This window comes from Bradyrhizobium sp. UBA2491 (assembly GCF_002341725.1).
Lineage (GTDB): Bacteria > Pseudomonadota > Alphaproteobacteria > Rhizobiales > Xanthobacteraceae > Bradyrhizobium.
In genome coordinates this window covers 92,129-109,460 of record NZ_DDOP01000092.1, presented here as the reverse complement: position 1 = coordinate 109,460, position 17,332 = coordinate 92,129, and the positions used below count along the sequence as shown (strand labels likewise).

Below are 17,332 nucleotides of genomic sequence, written 5' to 3'. Positions count from 1 at the left end.
GCGCGCCCCGGAATGACGGGTGGAGAGAGGACGGGCTTACGCCGCCCCTACCTTCGCGTCCCTGATCGCCTGCCAAATCTTCGATGGCGTCAGCGGCGTGTTGAGCTGCTTGATCCCGACCTCGCTCAACGCGTCCATCACGCCGTTGGTGATGCAGGGCGGCCCGCCGATCGCACCGGACTCGCCGCAGCCCTTCGAGCCCAGCGGGTTGGTCTTGCACGGCGCGGAGGGGTCGAGCGTCACCGACAGCGGCGGAATGTCGTCCGCGCGCGGCACGCAGTAATCCTGATAGCTCGCGGTGAGTAGCTGGCCCTCTTCGCTGTAGGCGACGCCCTCATAGAGCGCCTGGCCGATGCCCTGCGCGACGCCGCCATGGATCTGGCCGGTCACCAGCATCGGGTTGACCGCGATGCCGACATCGTCGACCGTGGTGTAGCGCACCACCCGCGTGACGCCGGTCTCGGGATCGATCTCGACCTCGCAGATATGCGTGCCGTTCGGCCAGCTCGGCCCGTCGACCTCGCCCTCGCTGTCCACCGACAGCTTGGCGCCGTTCTCCTTGGCTGCGATCTCGAACAGGCTGATGCGCCGGTCGGTGCCGACCACGGTGAGGAAGCCGTCGCGATACTCGATGTCGCCGACGGACGCTTCCAGCAAATTGGAAGCCTTGTCGCGCGCCTTGTTGATCATGTCGTTGGTCGAGACCGCAACCGCGGTGCCGCCGACGAACAGCGAGCGCGAGCCGACGCTGCCGAAACCGGTAGCCAGATCCGTGTCGCCCTGGATGACATCGATCTTGTCCATCGGCACGCCGAGCGAGTCGGCGACCATCTGGGTGTAGGTGGTGGCGAGACCCTGTCCCATCGCCATGGTGCCGGAATGCAGGATGACGCGGCCCTCGGCGGTGGCGTGCAGCGAGACCTTCTCGGTATGGGCACGGCCGCCGGTCCATTCGATGTAGCTGGTCAGGCCGCGGCCGTAGAGCAGGCCCTTCTTCTTCGCCGCCTTCTTGCGCGCGGCAAAGCCGTTCCAGTCGGCCAGATCGGAGGCGCGCTCCAGCATGTGCGCGAAGGCACCGGAGTCGTACACCTGCCCGACCGCGTTGGTGTAGGGCAGCTGCGCCGGCTTGATGTAGTTGACCTTGCGGATGGTGCGCGGGTCCATGCCGATCTGGCGCGCGGCGGCATCGAACAGCCGCTCGACGATGAACACGGCCTCGGGCCTGCCGGCGCCGCGATAGGCGCCGACCGGCGCGGTGTGGGTCATCACCGACTTGACCTCGAAATGCACCAGCGGCAGGTCATAGACGCCGGTCTGCACGAACGGGCCGAGCACCAGCGGAATGATGTTGGCGGTGCCCGACGAATAGGCGCCGGTGCCGCCGATCGAGCGCACGCGATAGGCCAGCACGCGGCCTTTGGCGTCGAGCGCGAACTCGCCGGTCGAGGTGAGGTCGCGGCCATGGGTGCCGCCGACGAATTCGTCGGTACGGTCGCCGCGCCAGCGGATCTTCTTGTTCAGCTTGGTCGCGGCATAGGCGACGACGCCGTCTTCCGGATAGAGGCTGGTCTTCTGGCCGAAGCCGCCGCCGATGTCGCCGACCAGCACCCGCACGCTCTCCTTCGGCCGCCTCAGGATCGATTCCGCCAGCAGGTCACGGGTCGAGCCTGGAGTCTGCGACTGCACATGAAGGATGAGCCGTCCGGTCTTCTTTTCGATCTCGGCGATGGTCGAGCGCGGCTCCATCGCCGACGGCACCAGGCGCTGGCTGACCAGATCGAGCGACACCTTGTGCGCGGCGCTGGCAAAGGCCGCTTCGACCTTGGCGGCATCGCCATAGCTCATCGCGGCCACGATGTTGTCGGGCGCCTCCGGCCAGACCGCGGGCGCACCCGGCTTGATCGCCTCGACCGGATCGACCACCGATGGCAGCACCTCGTAGTCGACCTCGATCGCCTCGGCCGCGGTCTGCGCCAGCACGCGCGAGGTCGCGACCACGGCCGCAACCCCCTCGCCGGCATAGCGCACGACCTCATGCGCCAGCAGGCGCCGCGGCGGCACCGTCATCGGCGAGCCGTCGGGCCGCTTGAAGATCGCGAGCGTCGGCAAGGTGCCGATATCGTCCTTGACGAGGTCGGCGCCGGTATAGACCGCCTCGACGCCCGGCATCGCCAACGCCGCCTTGGCGTCGATCGACTTGATGTTGGCGTGGGCATGCGGCGAGCGCAGCACGTGCAGCCAGAGCGCGCCGTCCTCCGGCTTGTCGTCGATGAAATGTCCCTTCCCGGTGACCAGCCGCTGGTCTTCCAGACGCTTGACTGGCTGGCCCGCACCAAAACGCATATTGCCGGGAAGAATGTTCATCGAATGGTCCTTGAGTTCAGAAATTTCGGCGGGTTTTAGCGGATTGTTGGCTTTAGACAACCACCACCGGCGTCATTCCGGGGCGCGCCCCTTTGGCGCGAGCCCGGAATCCATACTCCCGATGGTGGTTATGGATTCCGGGCTCGAGGCTTCGCCTCGCCCCGGAATGACGAAGTGGTGAGAACCAATGCAACGCGCAAGCCGGTTTCAGCCGAGATCCCGCAGCGCGGCCTCGACCACCTTGCGCTGCTCGGCGGTGAGCGGCGCCTGCGGCGGCACGGGGTCGCCGACGTCGTAGCCCTGGATCGCGAGCCCGGCCTTGATGCAGGCAGCGAGGTTGAAACGGGCGAATGCCTCGTTGATGCGCCAGAGCTTGCGCTGGAGGGCCATCGCCTCGTCCCAGCGGGCGCGGCGACACTGGTCGTAGAGCTCGACGCTCTGCCGCGGGATGATGCAGGCCGGGCCCGCCATCCAGCCATGGCCGCCGATCAGCATCACGGCGGCCGGAATGTGGGCGGAGGCCGAGAACACTTTCAGGCTATCGCCGCAGCGGTTCATGATCGACAGCAGGCGGCCGGTATTGGTCGAGGCGTCCTTGATGTAGCCGATCCGCGGGTGCCCGGCGAGCCGCGCGATGACGTCGAGCGTGAGGTCGGAGCGCTGGAAGTTCGGATTGGTGTAGATCACGACGGGAATGTCGACCGCGTCGGCGATGGCGCGGAAATAGGCTTCCACCTGCGCGTCGCTGAGCGGAAAATACGCCTCCAGGATCGCAAGGATGCCGGCAGCCCCCCGCTTTTGATAGGCCTTGGCCTGCGCCACCGCATCGGCCGTCGAGGTCGAGGCGACGCCGGCCACGACCGGCACGCGGCCCTGCGCGGCCTCGATCGTGGTCCCCACCACCTGCATGCGCTGCGCATTGTTGAGATAGGCGAACTCGCCGGTCGAGCCGAGCGTCGTCAGCCCGTGGACGCCGGCCTTGATCAGGTCGTCGCAGAGCCGGCCCAGCACCTCGGTGCGGACATGGCCGGCGGGATCGACCGGGGACACCAGATAGGGAAAGACGCCGTGGAAATCAGCCATTTGCGAGCCTCGTCGACGGCGAGACATAATCGGGATCGTGCGCAAAGGGAAGCGGCTCGCCGCTGCGCAGGGCGCCGAGCACGGCGGCAAAGTCGGTTACCGCGCGGAAACCGAGCAGCCGCTCAGCCTTGCCAGCATCGTAGATCCGGCCGATCGATATGGGCAGCTGCCAGCCCTGCCGCGCGAACAGCGCCGGCGCGTCGGGAAAGTGGCGCGCGATCACGCCGGCCGCGTCGGTCTTCAGATCAGCGACATCGCTGCGCGCAAACGGGGTCGGCGCGCTGATCACGAGCACCTCGAAGCCACGGATTTTCTCCAGCGCCACGACATGGGCGTCGGCAGCGTCCTCGACCGTGAGGCGGCGGTACAGCAGCTCGGTCGCCTTCAGGTTCTCGCCATGGATGCCGCGGATGGTGTCGTCGTCCTCGGGGAAGAAACGGCTGGTGCGCAGCACCGCGCAGTTCAGCCCATGCTCGCGGCTGTACAGCCGGCACAGCCCCTCGGCCGTGAGTTTCGTGATACCATAGATGTTGCGCGGCTCGAGCGGTGCCGTGGTCTCGTCGAGCCACACCGCGGCGTGTCCTTCCTCGTCGCGGATCGCCTGCGAGATCATCAGCGACGTGGTCGAGGTGAAGACGAACTGCTTGTGGCCGGCAGCTACGGCGGCCTGCAGCAGATTGAGCGTGCCTGACACGTTGACATCGACGAAGACCTGCGGCGAGAACCGCGCGATGTCGGGCTTGTGCAGCGCGCCGCCGTGGATCACCGCCTCGATGCCGTGATCGGCGAAAACCCGATCGACCACCGATCGTTCGGCCACCGAGCCGATCACATCGGTCATCTCACCCGAGACCACGTCGAGGCCCGTCACATCGTGGCCGGCCTGTCGCAGCCGCGGCGCAAGGAAACGGCCGAGCCAGCCGGAGGAGCCGGTCAACAATACACGCATGACGTCCGCCCGGCCCCGTGCCTTAGAACACCTTGGCGATCGCGGCCTGCGCGTCGCCCTGGATCTTCTTCAGATGATCCGGCCCGCGGAAGCTTTCGGCATAGATCTTGTAGACATCCTCGGTGCCGGAGGGACGCGCGGCGAACCAACCGGCGTCGCTCTCGACCTTGATGCCGCCGAACGGCTGGTCGTTGCCCGGCGCCTTGGTCCTGACCGCGCGCACCGCATCGCCTGCGAGCTCGGTCATGTTGAGCTGCTCCGGCCCGAGCGCCTTCAGCGCGTTCTTCTGCTTTGGTGTCGCCGCGACGTCGATGCGCTCGTAGTAGGGCACACCGAGCTCGGCGGTCAGCTCATTGAACAATTCGCTGGGATCGCGGCCAGTCCTGGCGATGATCTCCGCCGCCAGCAGGCCGAGGATGATGCCGTCCTTGTCGGTGGTCCAGGCCGAGCCGTCGCGCTTCAGGAACGAGGCGCCGGCGCTCTCCTCGCCGGCAAAACCGAAGCCGCCACTGCCGAGCCCTTCGACGAACCATTTGAAGCCGACCGGCGTCTCGACCAGCTTGCGACCGAGCTTCCTCGCGACGCGATCGATGATCGAGCTCGACACGATGGTCTTGCCGATCGCAGCGCTCCCACTCCATTGCGGCCGGTGCGCGAACAGATAGGCAATCGCGGTGGCGAGGAAATGGTTCGGATTCATCAGCCCGTTGGAGCGGGTCACGATACCGTGGCGGTCGGCATCGGTGTCGTTGGCGAAGGCGACGTCGAAACGGTCGCGCATCCCGATCAGGCTCGCCATCGCGAAAGGCGAGGAGCAGTCCATCCGGATCTTGCCGTCCCAGTCCGCGGTCATGAAGCGGAAGGTCGGATCGACCACGTTGTTGACGACCGTGGCATTGATCCCGTAGCGCGCGATGATCGGCTGCCAGTAATGCACCGCCGCGCCGCCGAGCGGATCGATGCCGATCTTGACGCCCGCGGATTTGATCAGCGCGAGGTCGACGGTGTTGCCGAGGTCGGCGACGTAAGGCGTGACGAAGTCGTGCAGATGCGTGGTCGCCGCCTTGCGCGCGCGGTCATACGGCATCCGCGCGACGCCCTTCAGCCCGGCCTCGATGTAGCGGTTGGCGTTCTTCTCGACCACGCCGGTGACGTCGGTGTCGGCCGGGCCGCCATGCGGCGGATTGTATTTGTAGCCGCCGTCCTCCGGCGGATTGTGTGACGGCGTGATGACGACGCCATCCGCCAGGCCCGTGCTGCGTCCCTTGTTGTAGCTCAGGATCGCATGCGAGATCACCGGCGTCGGGGTGTAGCCGCCATGCGCATCGATCATGATCTCGACGCCGTTCGCCGCGAACACTTCCACCGCGCTTGCCAGCGCCGGCTCGGCCAGCGCGTGGGTATCGATGCCGATGAACAGCGGGCCCGTGAGCCCCTTCTCACGCCGGTAATCGCAGATCGCCTGCGTGGTCGCGAGGATATGGTCTTCATTAAAGGAGTTCTTCAGCGACGAGCCGCGATGACCCGAGGTGCCGAAAGCAACCCGCTGGGTCGGATCGCTGGGGTCCGGCTTGCCCGCAAAATAGGCCGTGACCAGCCGCGGCACATTGACAAGCGCTGAGGGATCGATGGGTTTGCCGGCGGCGGGATTTGGTGCAGTCACGTGACCTCTCAGATCTGGTATCGCCGACCATCAGCACAACGAGTGATGCCATGGCTTGATCGCTCGGCGTGCTACCATGGTGGCTTACCTTCAATCAAGCCGAGGGCTTTTCGTTCCGTAGCAGTTGCAGCATTGCGTCAAGAGACGTCGATCTGCTGCACCTTCTCGCGCAACTCATCGACCAGCACCCGCTTGTTCTCGGAATAGTCGACCGGCACCACGACGAGGTGGACGCCGCCGCCGGAGAACGCCCGCTCAAGGGTCGGCACGATCGCATCCGTGCTCTCGATCCGCGAGCCCTTGGCGCCGTAGCTTTCGGCGTATTTGACGAAATCCGGATTGCCGAAGGTGAGGCCGAAATCCGGGAAATTGTCGACCGCCTGCTTCCAGCGGATCATGCCATAGGCGGAGTCCTCCAGGATCAGGATCACGACGTTGAGCTTGAGGCGTACCGCGGTCTCCATCTCCTGCGAGTTCATCATGAAGCCGCCATCGCCGCAGACCGCGAGCACGCGGGTCTTCGGATACAGCATCGCCGCCATCATCGCCGACGGCAGGCCGGCGCCCATGGTGGCGAGCGCGTTGTCGAGCAGCAGCGAGTTCGCCAACAGCGTGCGGTAGTTGCGCGCGAACCAGATCTTGTACATGCCGTTGTCGAGCGCGACGATGCCGTCCTCGGGAATGACCTGCCGCACATCGTGCACGATGCGCTGCGGCGTCGGCGGCCAGCGGCCCTCGGTGGCGCGATCGGTGATCTTGGCCAGGATACCCTCGCGCAGGCTGAGCAGCGCGCTGGCATGCGGCAGCTTGCCCTCGAGCCGGTCGGCCAGCAATTCAAGGCTCGGCCCGACATCGCCGATCACCTCGCATTGCGGGAAATAGACCTGCTCGACATTGGCCGGCATGTAGCTGACATGCACGACCTGCGGGCCCTTTGGCCCCATGATGAAAGGCGGCTTCTCGATCGTGTCATGGCCGATCGCGATGATCAGATCGGCGCGGTCGATCGCCTCATGCACATAGTCGCGCTCGCTTAGCGCTGCGGTCCCCATATATTGGTTGGTGCCGCCGGACACCGTGCCCTTGCCCATCTGGGTGGTGAAGAACGGGATTTTGGTGCGCCGCACGAAGTCGCCGATGCCCGCGGTCGAGCGTGGGCGCGAGGCGGCGGCGCCAAGCATGATCAGCGGACGCTGCGCCTTCAGGATCATCTCGGCGGCGCGATCGAGCGCTGCGGCATGCGCGATCGGAATCTCGATCGGATGCGGCGGGATCATGTCGACCGGCGTGGTCTCCTCGCCTGCGATGTCCTCCGGCAATTCGAGCAGCACCGGCCCCGGCCGCTCCTGCGTCGCGATCCGGAAGGCATCGCGGACCAGCGTCGGAATCGTCGCACCGCTGACGATCTGTAGCGACAGCTTGGTCAGCGGCCGGAACGTGTTGACGATGTCGACGATCTGGAACTTGGCCTGCCGGCTGCTCAGAATGCCTTTCTGCCCGGTCAGCATCACCATCGGCATCGCGCCGAGCAGCGCGTAGGCCGCGCCGGTCGTGAGGTTGAGCGCGCCCGGGCCGAGCGTCGTGATGCAGACGCCGGGCTTTCCGGTCAACCGGCCATAGGTCGCCGCCATGAAGGCCGCGGCCTGCTCGTGGCGGGTCACGATCAGCTTGATCGAGGATTTGCGCAGGCTCTCGACGACGTCGAGATTCTCCTCGCCGGGAACGCCGAACACCCGTTCCACACCCTCATTCTCGAGCGCAGCGACCAGCAGATCGGAACCTTTGACCATCTCAACCTCGCATCGTTGATTGCATGCCGCGCACCGAGCATAGCCGCATCGCGCGCCGCCGGAAACTCCCTCGCGACCTCATGGCTTGTGGGCCTTGATCCAGGCGTCGGCGGCAGGGAGCACCCGCTGGGAGAGATCGGCCGAGATCGCGATCGCCTGCACGGCGCGCGCGACCATCACCCGGCCACCGCTGGTCGATTGCGACGGGGCGAAGGCGGCAAGCTCCGCAGCATGGGCCTCGTCGGTGAAATTGGTCATGAAGCTCGGCACGAACTGGTCACGGAAGCTCGGCCCCTGCTTGGCCAGCAGCGCGTCGAAATTGGCCTGGACGAAGTCCCAGGCGAGTTGCGGCTGCTCACCCGCCGACGCAACCGCGTTGATCATCCCGGTGACGATGGTGTCGGGCAATTCGTTGGTCAGCGTCAACGCCAGCGTCGCGCGCGCCAGTTCGGTGTCGCGGGCGCTGGCTGCGGCAAAGTAGTAGCGCAGCCGCTCATTGGTGACCGTGCTGGTGCGTGCCAGCGTCAGCAATCTGTCGTAGGTCGTCCGATCGGCGGTGATACCGACGACATGGGTGACGGCATCGCGCAGCGTGGTCGGCAACGCGTTGGGATCATCGAGGAACGCCGCGAAGCGCCGCTTCGCCTCCGCCACCACGGCGGCATCGCCGAGATCGCCAAGCGCCGAGATCAGGCTGGCACGCAGCAAGGCGGTGTCGTCGTCGCCCGCTCCGTGTCCGTCCCATCCGATCCGGTCGAACACCGGGCGCAGCTTGGCGCAGGCATAGGCCTGGATCACCGGCCGCTCGGCGCGATCGCGCGACAGGCGGTTGACCGTGAGAAGTGTCGAGATCACCTGGTCCCACACCGCGCGGTGGTCGGCGGCATCGAGTGCGTCGAGCAGCGCAAGGTAGGACGGCGGCTCGGCGCGGCCGGCCTGCACCAAGGCCCAGCTATCGGAGACGACGTTGAGCCGGTCCTCCACCTGCATTTGCGGGAATGCGTTGAGCAATGCCCCGCGGTTCTTCAGGCCATATTCCACCCTGTAGTAACCGACATCGCCGAGATTGACCTTGATCGCGTCCCCGCAGGCGCCGGCTGGAATATCGGCGCTGCCCTTCAGCAGGATCTCGCCGAAGGCCTTGCCATGCGCCGGTCCCACCGCAATCGGAACTTGCCAGCTATGGGCCGGCAGCGGCGGATCGTTGGCCGGTGCGATCACGAAGCGGTCCTGCCGCAAGGTCAGGCGCTGCGCGTCGCCATCGCAGGCCGTCTCGGCCACGACCAGCGGCACGCCGTCCTGCTCGGTGAACGAGGCCGCGATGCCGGTGATGGTCTTGCCGCCGGACGTCTCGAGCGCCTGCCAGAGATCGGCCGTGGTCGAATTGCTGTAGGCGTGCGCTGCCATGTATTTGCGGATGCCGTCGCGGAACGGCTGTTCGCCGAGATAATTCTCCAGCATCCGGATCAGCGCCTCTCCCTTGTTGTAGGTGATGGCGTCGAAGGCCGTGACCGCCTCGCTGTGATCGGCGATCGGCTGCTGCACCGGATGCGAGGTGCGGCGCGCATCAAGCGCCATGGCGAACTGCTTGGCGCCATAGCCGTTCAGCCAGCTCTGCCATTGCGGATAGAACTGCGCCGAGGCCTTGGTCGCCATCCAGCTGGCGAAACCTTCGTTGAGCCAGAGATTGTCCCACCAGGCCATGGTGACGAGATCGCCGAACCACATATGCGCCATCTCGTGCGCGATGATGCCGAAGATGCCGCGTCGCGCGGTCTCCGCATTAGTGGCAGGGTCGAACAGCAGCCGGCTTTCGAAGAAGGTGATGGCGCCCCAATTCTCCATCGCGCCGCCGAACCCGCCGGGAACGGCGATCAAATCGAGCTTCGGCAGCGGATATTTCACGCCGAAATAGTCGTTGTAGTAGGCGAGCAGCTGCACCGCGCTGTCGAGCGCAAACCGGCCCTGCCCGCTCTTGCCCGCCGTTGTCACCACGCCGATCGTGACGCCACCGGCATCCGCCGTGATCCGTTCGAGATCACCGACCGTAAGCTCGAACAGGTAGGTCGACATTTTCGGCGTCGGTGCGAAGACGACCTTCTTGAGATCGCCGGTGGCCGGCTGCTCGCTCGTCACGGGCATGTTGCCGACCGCGAGAAGATTGCGCGGGATCAGCACCGTCAGCGCAAAGCTCGCCTTGAACGACGGCTCGTCCCAACACGGGAAGATCCGCCTTGCATCGGCCGGCTCCAGCTTGCTGGAGATCAGCCGCTTGATCCCGGTCCGGGTCGGGTAATCGACCGAGAACAGGCCAGTGCCGAACTTGTTGATCTGCGCCGTGAAGGCGATACGAAGCTTGTGGCGCCCGACCGCAAGCGGCTGGGCGAAGGTCAGCGTCGCGGTCTGCGTTGCGGCGTCGGTCGCGACCTCCGCGCGCTGCGCGCCATCGTCGATTGTGACCTCGGCAAACGTGGTGCTGATCGCGTTCAGCGTCAGCTGCGCAGTGGCCTCACGTACCTCGATGTCGACGGTCTCGATACCAGGCAACGCCAGGCTGGTGAAATCCGGCGTCAGCTCGATCGCGTAGTTCAGCGGGACGACCGTCTTGGGCAGTTTTCCGGGCGTGCGATCGAACGAGAATGTCTGCTCGGCCTGTGCGCCAGCCACCGCGACCAGCAGCAGGCCGATCGCCGTGGCAAGACGACGCAGCAGCTCGGTTCGGACGTGGGTTGCAAGCTTGTTCATCGCGCGCGGCTCACCGGGATCTCGGGATTTTCAGATCTCATTGCGGAAGGACCTAGCAGGCAATCTAGTAGAGAAAATGTCGCCGCAAAACTGACAACTCCGCGACATTGACAATGTAGCGGCTCGTAGCCATTGACGCGCACTCGTCGCGCCGCCTCGGCCTCTCGGCCCGTGTTGCTCTACGGCCGGGTGGAAGGTTAACCTGCAACTGGCATTCCAGCCGCGACGGCCGGCGACCGGAGACAACCATGTTTGAAAAATTCTCGCGCCGGCAGTTTGCGGGCCTTGCAGGCCTTTCGGCGCTGGGCCTGCCGGCTCCGGCGCATGCGGCGAACCGCACTGCGCGGCCCGACGGCGCGAACTTTCCCGCGGGCTTCGTTTGGGGCACCGCGACCTCGTCCTATCAGGTCGAGGGCGCCGTCAACGAGGACGGCCGCGGCCCGTCGATCTGGGACACATTCACCCACACATCCGGCAAGATCGAGGATGGCTCGACCGGCGATCGCGCCACCGACCACTATCACCGCTACAAGGACGACGTCCGCCTGATCAAGGACCTCGGCGCCAAGGCGTATCGGTTCTCGATCGCCTGGCCGCGGGTGTTTCCCGATGGGACCGGCACACCGAATCCGAAGGGCCTCGACTTCTACAATCGCCTGGTCGACGAGCTGCTCGCGAACGGCATCGAGCCTTACGCCACGCTTTATCACTGGGACCTGCCGCAGGCATTGCAGGATCGCGTCGGCGGCTGGCGCTCGCGCGACACCGCGAAGGCGTTCGGCGATTACGCGGGCTATGTGGCGCAGCGTTTGACCGACCGGGTCAAGAACATCTTCACCCTCAACGAGGTCGGGCGTTTCCTGCCGTTCGGCTATGCGCTCGGCGTCGACGCGCCGGGGCTGACGCTGCCGCCGGCCGAGGTGAACCAGGCCCGCCACCATGTCGCGCTGGCGCATGGCCTCGCGGTGCAGGCGATCCGTGCCAAAGGGCGGCCCGGCACGCGGGTCGGGCCGGCCGAGAACATCACAGCCTGCGTGCCCGCGATCAACACGCCGGAGAACATCCGCGCCACCGAGATCGCGACGCGCGAGCTCAATGCCGGCTTCCTCGGCGTCCTCCTCGAAGGCAAGTACACCGAGGCTTTCCTGCAATATGCCGGCGCTGACGCCCCCAAATTCACGGCCGAGGAATTGAAGATCATCGCGCAGCCCAACGATTTCGTCGGGCTGAACATCTACGCCCCGCACTGCTACGTCCTCGCCACCGACAGTGCGCCCGGGTGGAAGCCGCTGCCGATGCCGGCCTCGTTTCCGCATATGAATTCGGATTGGCTGCGGATCGCGCCGGAGGCGATCTATTGGGCGCCGCGGATCGCAGCCAAGCTCTGGAACATCAAGAGCATCTATATCAGCGAGAACGGCACCTCCGGCGAGGACAAGGTGGAGCCCGATGGGCAGATCTACGACCTCGACCGCATCATGTTCCTGCGCAACTACCTCGCCCAGTTGCAGCGCGCGACCGCCGACGGCATCCCGGTCCATGGCTATTTCCTGTGGAGCCTGATGGACAATTTCGAATGGATCTTCGGCTACAAGAAGCGCTTCGGCCTCTATCGGGTGGATTTCGAGAGCCAGGCCCGCGCGCCGAAACTGAGCGCGGCGTTCTACCGCGACGTCATCGCGCGCAACGCGATCGGCGCCTGATCACCCGGCTTGCGGCCGCGCACCGGCCCATGCCCGTCTGAGCAGATCGGCGATGCCGGCCACCTCGATCGGCCGCGGATTCCAGTAGGGGTTTTTGGTGGCGAGCACGGCGGCCTTGGCGATGCCGTCCTCGGGCATGCCGATCTCGGCGAGCGAGTGCGGCGCGCCGAGCCTTGCCGACAGATCGAACAGGCCATCGGCCGCGTCAGGCACTCCCAGCGCCTTCGCGGCACGGCCGATCGCATCCCGCGCGGCCGGCGTGTTGTAGGCGATGGTGTGCGGCAGCAGCACGGCGTGGGTCTCGGCATGCGGCAGGTCGAACAGCGCCCCCACCGTGTGGCAGAGCTTGTGGTGCAACGCCATGCCGACGGTGCCGAGACACACCGCGCACAGCCACGCGCCGTAGAGCGCGTCCGAGCGCGCATCGAGATCGCGTGGCCGGTCGATCACCTCCGGCAGCGACGAGGCGAGCTTCGCGATCGCCTCCTCCGCCATCAGCGAGGTGATCGGATTGCCGTCGCGCGCATAGAGCGCCTCGGCCGCATGGGCGATCGCGTTGAGGCCGGATATCGCGGAGAACTTCGCCGGCATCGAGAGCGTCAGGTTGACGTCGTAGATCACCGCCTCGGGCAGGATCTTCGGCGACGACTGCGTGGTCTTGACGCCGTCCACGGTCTGGCCGAGCACCGGCGTCATCTCGGATCCGGCATAGCTGGTCGGCACGATCAGTTGCGGCAGATCGGTGCGCAACGCGATCGCCTTGCTCAGGCCGGTCGCAGCGCCCGCGCCGATTGCAACCACGCCATCGGGCTTGAGCTTGCGGACCGTCTCCATCGCGCGTTCGGTAACGTCGACCGGCGTGTGCACCACCGCACCGTCGAACACCCCGGACATCCGGCCGCCGGTCAGGGCAGCGAGATCGCCGAGCTCGGCCTGCTGCCGCCGGCTCGCCAGCACCAGCGCGCGCCTGATGCCGAGCCGATCGAGTTCGTCGGCCAGCCGCGTAACCGTGCCGGTCCCGAATACGACGCGCATCGGGCTGACTTGATAGGTGAATGATTGGACCATGGCTGTTTCCGAACGTTGCTCAACCGCGACGCCAGTCGCGCGGCGTGCAGCCGAAGCGATGCCTGAAGCGCCGGGTGAAGTGCGACAGGTCGGAGAAGCCCCAGCCGAATGCGATGTCGCCGATCGCGCGCCCGGCGACCGCCGGGTCCTTCAGGTCGCGCGCCGCGCCGTCGAGGCGACGATCCATCAGATAGCTGGCGAATGTGGTGCCGGCCCGCTCGAACAGCTTGTGGACATAGCGCTCGCTGATGCCGATCGCGGCCGCGATGGCGGCGACGCCCAGACCAGGCTCGCGCAGCCTGCGATCCACGGCACGGCGCAACGCGAGCCAGGTCGCATCGGCAAGACCCGCGCTTTCGGCAACGCCGGCGCGGCTGCTGCGCGACAGGCTGAGTGCGACGAGGTCGAGCAGCACGCCGAACAGCCGTGCATTGTCCGCGTCCGAAGCGCGGAGCGCCGACGCATTCAGCACCTGCGCGGTCTCGGCGATGAGGTGACCGACGAACGGATCATCCGACACCCGCGCCGGCGCGACATCCGGCGTTGACGGCAGCCGTTCATCCAGCGCCTCGGCCGGCACCCAGAACGAGGCGACCTGGAGCGCGGGGCCGCGATCGTGCAGCAGCGCGAAGCGCTGCCCGCTGTCGAAGATTCCGACCTGGCCCGGCGACAGGCCGATCTCGCGCCCCGCCTGCTGGATGCGGCAGCGGCCGGCGAGCTTGAGATTGAGGTAGTAGCAGCGCCGGCTGGATGAGGCGATGTCGGCGGTCGAGCGCCGCACCACATGCTCGGGAAAGCTGACCCGGTTGACCGCGCCATTGCCGAGCCCAACGGTCTCGACCCGGGCCAGGAATCCGGGCGTCGCCGGCGGCTCCGGCGTCAGGTTCATGAAGGCCTGGCAGATCGCCTCGCGATAATAGGCGAATTGCTCACCCGGCCTGGTGTCCGCGGTATCCCAGCTCAGCCCGCGCGAGCGATCCGCGGCGGCGATTTGCTGCATCAGTTCACTCCGAGCCCAATCCGGTTCGGTCACAGCCAAGCGCGTTCCCGGGGTCCGGGTCAATATCCATCAGGAACCGCAGGGAAACCCGCGCGCATCCCGGGGCAATCCGGGACGCCGCGACCGATCTAACCAAACCACGCAGGGAGGTACAACATGTCGACCTATGTTCTCGTCCATGGCGCCTGGCACACCGGCGCCGAGTTCGAGCCGGTTGCCGCGATCATCCGCAGGTCCGGTCACGTCGTTCACACGCCGACCATCAGGGGTAACCGCCCCGGCGACAGCAAGGACTCCGGGCTTGCCGAGGCGATCCAGTCGATCGTGGATTATCTTGCCGAGCATGACCTCAAGGACATCGTGCTGGTCGGTCACAGCTATGGCGGCATGGTCATCACCGGCGTTGCCGACGCAGCGGGGGATCGCATCCGCCGGTTGGTCTATTGGAACGCGTTCGTGCCGAACAATGGCGAGTGCCTCAACGACATGGTGCCGCCGCACTATGTCGGCCTGTTCGACGCCATCCATGCCGAGCGCGGCGACGGCTCGGTGGTGCTGCCGTTCCCGGTCTGGCGCGAGGCCTTCATCAACGACGCCGATCTCGAGCTCGCGCAGCGCGCCTACGACAAGCTGAATCCGCACCCGCTCAAGACCTTCCAGGACAAGATCACGCTACGGACCAATCCGGCCGACATGCCGATCGCGAAATCCTACGTCAACTGCACGGAGGACACCGCGATGCCGCACGGCCTGCCCTGGCATCCGCGGCTGTCGCAGAAGCTCGGGCTGTTCCGCCTGGTCCAGGTGCCGGGCAGCCACGAGCTGTGCTTCTCCAATCCGCAGCGACTGGCGCAGGCCTTCCTGGATGCCGGCCGCGACTAGGTCTTCCGTGGCAGTGGCTACGCCACCGCCTTGTACTCCGGCGCGGTGGCGAGGAAGCGCGCATAGGCATCCGCGTCCGGTGGCGTGAACTTCTCGACGAGCGGGTTGCGGCGCGAAGCCCTGGTGCCGATGTCCGCGAGCAGCTCGTCGAAATGCTTGAAGTGGTAGGGCGCGACGCACAGCCCGCCATAGACGCCCGCTGCCGGCCGCTCGACGCGCTTGAAGTTCAGCATCATCGCGATGTTGTCGTGCATCTCGGCCGCGCTCGGCTGCCGCGCGAGCTGCCCGTCGGCATATCGCACCAGCCAGTTCGCGGCGAGATCAGCGCACAGTACGGTGCAGAAGCTCGAATTGAAACCGACGAAGCCCATGTCGGGCAGATCGGGGTTGGCGATCAGCCGGTAGAGCCGGTACTGCCCATCGGCTTCCACCAGCTTCTTCTGGTACTCCTCGGGCAGGAACGGCACACCGAGCTTGTAGCCGATCGCGAGCACCGCCACGTCGGCCGCGACCTGCTGGCCGCCGCTCGTCACGATGGTGTTGCCCTCGTAATGGTCGAAGGTGCCCTGCACCGCCTTGATGCGGCCGTCGGCCACCATCGGATAGAAGCCGGGGGTTGCGATCGGCACCGAGCAGTTGACGCCGTCCTCGATCCGCTCCTTCGGCACCATGCCGCACTGCTTCAGCTTGAGCTGCATCTTCAGCATGCTCTCGAGCCCGCGCCAGTTCGCCCAGACGAACGGCTTTGCGACGACATGCGCGAGGCGCGCCAACGGACCGATGCCCCAGCTCGCGAACATCTGCTCCTGCGCGCGGATGTAGAGGATGCGCTTGAAGTTGACGAGGCCGCCGACAAAATAGGGAATCCGCCAGACCGGCTCGCGAAACACGATGGTGACTTCGCTGGCGCCCGAATTGACCGCGTTCACCGCGATGTCGGTCGCCGATTTGGAGCCGCCGAGCACAACGACCCTGCGTCCCTTGGCCAACGCCGGATCGCTGTATTGCGAAGAGTGCAGGACCATGCCGCCCTGCGCCTTGAAGCCGTCCTCGCCCGCCAGCGGCAGGGTCTGCGGCTCATTGAATTGCCCGGTGCAGACAGCGACGAAGTCGAAATCCTCGTGGCCGGTGGCGCCGTCGGTCGAGCGCAGCGTCAGCGTCCAGCCCGGCCTGCCATCGGCGCGGCGAGCCATGCCCTCGACCTTGGTGTCGAACCGCATCGCGCCGTCGAGCCCGTGGCTGCGCGCATAGTCACGCAAGTAAGCATGGACCTGGGGGCCCTTCGGCCATTCCGGATAGGCCTCCGGCATCGCCTTGTCGGTGTAACGATAGAGTTCCTTCGGGCTCTGGGTTTGCACATCTGGATAGGAGCGCGCCGGCTCCCAAACCCCGCCGAGGTCGCCGCTGCGCTCGATGATGGTCACCTTGTGGCCGCGCCCGACAAAGGCCTTGCCGGCGGCGAGCCCGGAAATGCCGGCGCCGATCACGCACACATGCTTCTGCTTGACCATGAAACCGCTCCGCGTTGAATGAACAGATCCAATTTCGTCGGCGCACGCGTCCCCGTCATCGCCGGAGCCAGCTCCGGCGATTCACCTCGCGCGCGATGATGTCGTTTGCTGCGCTAGTCGTTGGCTTCCGGCGGCAGGAAATCCACCTCGTGCTCGGCGGAGATCCGCACCACCTCGGCGGGGTCCTGCAGATTGTCGAGCTTCTCGAACAGCGCCTCGAGCTTCTGCATCGGCGACACCCAGAACAGCGCGCGTGCCGGCTTGTCGGACTTGTTGAAATAGCCATGCGGAATGCCGCGCGGCAGACGCACGAGGTCGCCGGCCTTGGCCTGCACCCAGACGCCGTCGAGCTTGAGGTCGAGCACGCCTTCCTGCACCAGGATGAACTCCTCCTGGGTCGGATGGATGTGCACCGGCACGAACTGGCCGGGATCGCTGTTGGTCTCGAACGCGAAGGTCGAGTCGGTGACCGCCTTCGGATAGTAGACCTGGCCCAGGATATTCCAGCTCTTGCCGCCGTAGCCGGTGCCGGTGCGGGTAATGCCTTTCTCGAGCGTGCCCATGTCAGCCTCTC

At 66.2% G+C, this 17,332-nt stretch carries 12 protein-coding genes; 2 read left to right on the top strand and 10 right to left on the bottom strand.

Annotated features, from left to right (window positions below; all coding sequences use genetic code 11):
• Window positions 1-36: 36 nt before the first annotated feature.
• The 6 genes from B2W55_RS31150 to B2W55_RS31125 all read right to left on the bottom strand — a co-directional run bounded on the left by B2W55_RS31150 (window position 37) and on the right by B2W55_RS31125 (window position 10,594).
• The gene (locus B2W55_RS31150) at window positions 37-2,364 is read right to left on the bottom strand and encodes a xanthine dehydrogenase family protein molybdopterin-binding subunit (protein WP_024583812.1); all 2,328 of its coding nucleotides are present in this window, start codon (window positions 2,362-2,364) and stop codon (window positions 37-39) included.
• 207 nt (window positions 2,365-2,571) lie between these two features.
• Window positions 2,572-3,447, bottom strand: a complete 876-nt coding sequence (locus tag B2W55_RS31145) for a dihydrodipicolinate synthase family protein (RefSeq protein ID WP_024583813.1) — start codon at window positions 3,445-3,447, stop codon at window positions 2,572-2,574.
• Window positions 3,440-4,396: an NAD-dependent epimerase/dehydratase family protein gene (locus tag B2W55_RS31140; RefSeq protein WP_024583814.1), complete on the bottom strand. Its 957-nt coding sequence runs from the start codon at window positions 4,394-4,396 to the stop codon at window positions 3,440-3,442. The genes B2W55_RS31145 and B2W55_RS31140 overlap by 8 nt, the downstream gene beginning before the upstream one ends.
• A gap of 22 nt (window positions 4,397-4,418) precedes the next feature.
• The gene (gene pgm / locus B2W55_RS31135; RefSeq protein ID WP_024583815.1) at window positions 4,419-6,059 is read right to left on the bottom strand and encodes a phosphoglucomutase (alpha-D-glucose-1,6-bisphosphate-dependent); all 1,641 of its coding nucleotides are present in this window, start codon (window positions 6,057-6,059) and stop codon (window positions 4,419-4,421) included.
• 137 nt (window positions 6,060-6,196) lie between these two features.
• Window positions 6,197-7,849 (bottom strand): acetolactate synthase large subunit, encoded by a 1,653-nt coding sequence (locus tag B2W55_RS31130; protein ID WP_024583816.1) that lies wholly within the window; start codon window positions 7,847-7,849, stop codon window positions 6,197-6,199.
• 78 nt (window positions 7,850-7,927) lie between these two features.
• Window positions 7,928-10,594, bottom strand: a complete 2,667-nt coding sequence (locus tag B2W55_RS31125; protein ID WP_029879842.1) for a M1 family metallopeptidase — start codon at window positions 10,592-10,594, stop codon at window positions 7,928-7,930.
• A 248-nt stretch (window positions 10,595-10,842) separates the two neighbouring features.
• On the opposite strand from B2W55_RS31125, the gene B2W55_RS31120 reads away from it, so the two are divergent.
• Window positions 10,843-12,297, top strand: coding sequence for a GH1 family beta-glucosidase (locus B2W55_RS31120; protein WP_024583818.1), 1,455 nt, complete (start codon window positions 10,843-10,845; stop codon window positions 12,295-12,297).
• Here the strand turns inward: B2W55_RS31120 and B2W55_RS31115 are convergent, their stop codons facing one another.
• Window positions 12,298-13,365 carry a maleylacetate reductase gene (locus B2W55_RS31115; RefSeq protein WP_024583819.1) on the bottom strand — a complete coding sequence of 356 codons (1,068 nt, stop codon included), beginning with the start codon at window positions 13,363-13,365 and terminating at the stop codon, window positions 12,298-12,300.
• Window positions 13,366-13,384: 19 nt separating this feature from the next.
• Window positions 13,385-14,365 (bottom strand): helix-turn-helix domain-containing protein, encoded by a 981-nt coding sequence (locus tag B2W55_RS31110; protein WP_024583820.1) that lies wholly within the window; start codon window positions 14,363-14,365, stop codon window positions 13,385-13,387.
• Between the two features lie 156 nt (window positions 14,366-14,521).
• On the opposite strand from B2W55_RS31110, the gene B2W55_RS31105 reads away from it, so the two are divergent.
• A complete protein-coding gene (locus B2W55_RS31105; protein ID WP_024583821.1) occupies window positions 14,522-15,247 on the top strand; it encodes an alpha/beta hydrolase in 726 nt (241 codons plus the stop codon).
• 17 nt (window positions 15,248-15,264) lie between these two features.
• Here B2W55_RS31105 and B2W55_RS31100 read toward each other — a convergent pair whose 3' ends face one another.
• A complete protein-coding gene (locus tag B2W55_RS31100) occupies window positions 15,265-16,758 on the bottom strand; it encodes a flavin-containing monooxygenase (protein ID WP_024583822.1) in 1,494 nt (497 codons plus the stop codon).
• 113 nt (window positions 16,759-16,871) lie between these two features.
• Entirely contained in the window at window positions 16,872-17,321 is a 450-nt protein-coding gene (locus B2W55_RS31095; protein ID WP_024583823.1) for a cupin domain-containing protein, read from the bottom strand.
• Window positions 17,322-17,332: the final 11 nt, after the last annotated feature.

What these genes read in the sequence shown, in the direction of transcription:
- B2W55_RS31100 (WP_024583822.1), bottom strand. Translation starts at nt 16,758, where the DNA reads ATGGTCAAGCAGAAGCATGTGTGCGTGATCGGCGCCGGCATTTCCGGG.
- B2W55_RS31150 (WP_024583812.1), bottom strand. Translation starts at nt 2,364, where the DNA reads ATGAACATTCTTCCCGGCAATATGCGTTTTGGTGCGGGCCAGCCAGTC.
- B2W55_RS31105 (WP_024583821.1), top strand. Translation starts at nt 14,522, where the DNA reads ATGTCGACCTATGTTCTCGTCCATGGCGCCTGGCACACCGGCGCCGAG.
- B2W55_RS31115 (WP_024583819.1), bottom strand. Translation starts at nt 13,365, where the DNA reads ATGGTCCAATCATTCACCTATCAAGTCAGCCCGATGCGCGTCGTATTC.
- B2W55_RS31145 (WP_024583813.1), bottom strand. Translation starts at nt 3,447, where the DNA reads ATGGCTGATTTCCACGGCGTCTTTCCCTATCTGGTGTCCCCGGTCGAT.
- B2W55_RS31125 (WP_029879842.1), bottom strand. Translation starts at nt 10,594, where the DNA reads ATGAACAAGCTTGCAACCCACGTCCGAACCGAGCTGCTGCGTCGTCTT.
- B2W55_RS31120 (WP_024583818.1), top strand. Translation starts at nt 10,843, where the DNA reads ATGTTTGAAAAATTCTCGCGCCGGCAGTTTGCGGGCCTTGCAGGCCTT.
- B2W55_RS31110 (WP_024583820.1), bottom strand. Translation starts at nt 14,365, where the DNA reads ATGCAGCAAATCGCCGCCGCGGATCGCTCGCGCGGGCTGAGCTGGGAT.
- B2W55_RS31095 (WP_024583823.1), bottom strand. Translation starts at nt 17,321, where the DNA reads ATGGGCACGCTCGAGAAAGGCATTACCCGCACCGGCACCGGCTACGGC.
- B2W55_RS31130 (WP_024583816.1), bottom strand. Translation starts at nt 7,849, where the DNA reads ATGGTCAAAGGTTCCGATCTGCTGGTCGCTGCGCTCGAGAATGAGGGT.
- B2W55_RS31140 (WP_024583814.1), bottom strand. Translation starts at nt 4,396, where the DNA reads ATGCGTGTATTGTTGACCGGCTCCTCCGGCTGGCTCGGCCGTTTCCTT.